Below are 1,972 nucleotides of genomic sequence, written 5' to 3' on the forward strand. Positions count from 1 at the left end.
AGCCGCTCGAAGACCCGGGTGAGGCCGGCGACCTCGGCGTCGTCGAGGTCGTCCATCAGGTGGGTGCGCACGGAGCGCAGGTGGTGCGGCGCGGCCTCGCGCAGCGTGAGCAGGCCGGCGGCGGTGAGCACGGCCCCGCTGCCGCGCCGGCCCCCCGGGCAGGACTCCCCGAAACCTAGGTGTCCAAGACGTGCGCCTCACCTTCCGGCATCCGGAAGGTGAATGCTGTGCCCGTCGCCAGCAGGCGGCAACGGGCACAGCCGGATCAGCGGCTCACTGCGCCGTGGCGTAGGCGACGGCCCTGAGGATCGTCGCGGTCACCGCCTCGGGCTGCGAGGTCGCGATGGCGTGTGAGGCCCCGGCCACCTCGTGCACGCCCTGCGGCGCGGACCGGCTCACCTGAAACCGGAACAGCCCCACCGGGATGGTGCGGTCGGCGTCGCCGAACACCTGCCACGTCGGCAGCGTCTTCCAGGCAGGCTTGTCGGTGGACAGACCGTCGGTCAGCGCCTTCTCGGTCACCGGCCGCTGGGTGCGGCCGAGCAGGATCGCGTCCTCCAACTCGAGGTCCGCGGCGAACTGCATGTGGAACTTCGCCGGGTCGATGCGGACCTCGTTGCCGCCGTCGGCGACCGGGTACGCCAGCAGCGCCGACCCGAGGGTGCTGCCGGCGAACTTCCCGGCGAGCTCGAACGCGGACTCGCCGTGGTCCGGGGTGAACGCGGCCACGTACACCAGGCCACGCACGGGGTCGAGGTCCGTCGCCGCCTCGGTGATGACCATGCCGCCGTACGAGTGACCCACCAGGATCACCGGCCGGTCGAGTCCTTTGACCACGTCCCGCAGGTACTCGGCGTCCCCCCGCAGGCTGCGGAGCGGGTTGGCGACGGCGATCGCGTCAACGTCCTGCCGGGTCAGCCCGGCCAGGACCGGATTCCACGCGGTCGAGTCGGCGAATGCGCCGTGCACCAGCACGACGGTTGGTCTTCCGGGCATGGCATGCCTCCTAAGTCAGGGTCGTCCCTGTGCTCAGGAACGCTAAGGAGGCCGAGTGCAGAAGCAGTGGCGAACGAGTGCGTCCGCGCGGTCACTGGCTTACCTGAGTAGGTCGCGACAACGGGACCACCAGGCACACCTGCGCGTGCGCCTCCGCTGAGCCGGGTGAAGGAGGCTCGCATCGACTGCGCGGCAAAGGCCGTCCGATGCTGTCGTCGGTGGTGGGCAACCACGCGAGTTGAGATCCTCGCGTCGGTCCGAATCCGCCGGTGCCCGACAATGCTGAGGCGACGACCGTCTTGATCACTCTGCCGCCCGTCAGCCAGCGTTTCCCGCCGCACCGCCACTCCGGCCCTGCGTTCGGGTTACCTGATCAAAGACGAGATGATCTTTGACTGGAGGCGAACCGGAGCGCGTTCTCAAGGCCAGAGACGTTCTGGGAGCCGGGAGGCGACCGTCATCCATTATCAGAGCGCCAACAACCTTCCGGACGCCGAAACCGCATACATTGCCACGTTGCTCCGTGTGGCCGGGCTCGCCCGTGACGATTAGGCGGGAAGGCCAGCCGAGCGTTGGCCTTCCCAACTGCAGCTTGCGGATGGCCTTGTAGAGGGTCAGGACGGCGCAGCCGCTTTGGATTCAGTAGCGGTGAACACGTCGCGGCGAGCCTCTCAAGCCGTTGCCGCACCACCGGAAGCTCGTCAGAGGTCACCTTAGGTAATCACCTCCAGCCGCAGGGTAGCCGCACTGGAACGTCACTGGAACCGCATTCCGGCCTTATAGCTTTGTGTCACCAAGGCGGCGAAAGCGTTTACGGCCGCTTTATTGCATCACCTAAGCGGGGACGTGATCTTCGCACGATCATTCTCGTGGTATCAACTCTGAAGGGATACGTCAAGTGAGCACCATCGTCCTCATCCACGGCCTCTGGCTCACCCCGCGCAGCTGGGAACACTGGGTCCCGTACTACGAGAGC

Annotated in this window: 1 protein-coding gene; it reads right to left on the reverse strand. The window is 67.3% G+C overall.

From position 1 onward, the window contains the following. Nucleotides 1–273: 273 nt before the first annotated feature. Nucleotides 274–996, reverse strand: coding sequence for an alpha/beta fold hydrolase (locus ACFYOS_RS36380; protein WP_387151894.1), 723 nt, complete (start codon nucleotides 994–996; stop codon nucleotides 274–276). Nucleotides 997–1,972: the final 976 nt, after the last annotated feature.

The organism is Micromonospora sp. NPDC005806 (genome assembly GCF_042871425.1).
Taxonomy (GTDB): Bacteria; Actinomycetota; Actinomycetes; order Mycobacteriales; family Micromonosporaceae; genus Micromonospora.

Coding starts and splice junctions, on each gene's coding strand:
- ACFYOS_RS36380 (WP_387151894.1), bottom strand. CDS start 996: ATGCCCGGAAGACCAACCGTCGTGCTGGTGCACGGCGCATTCGCCGAC.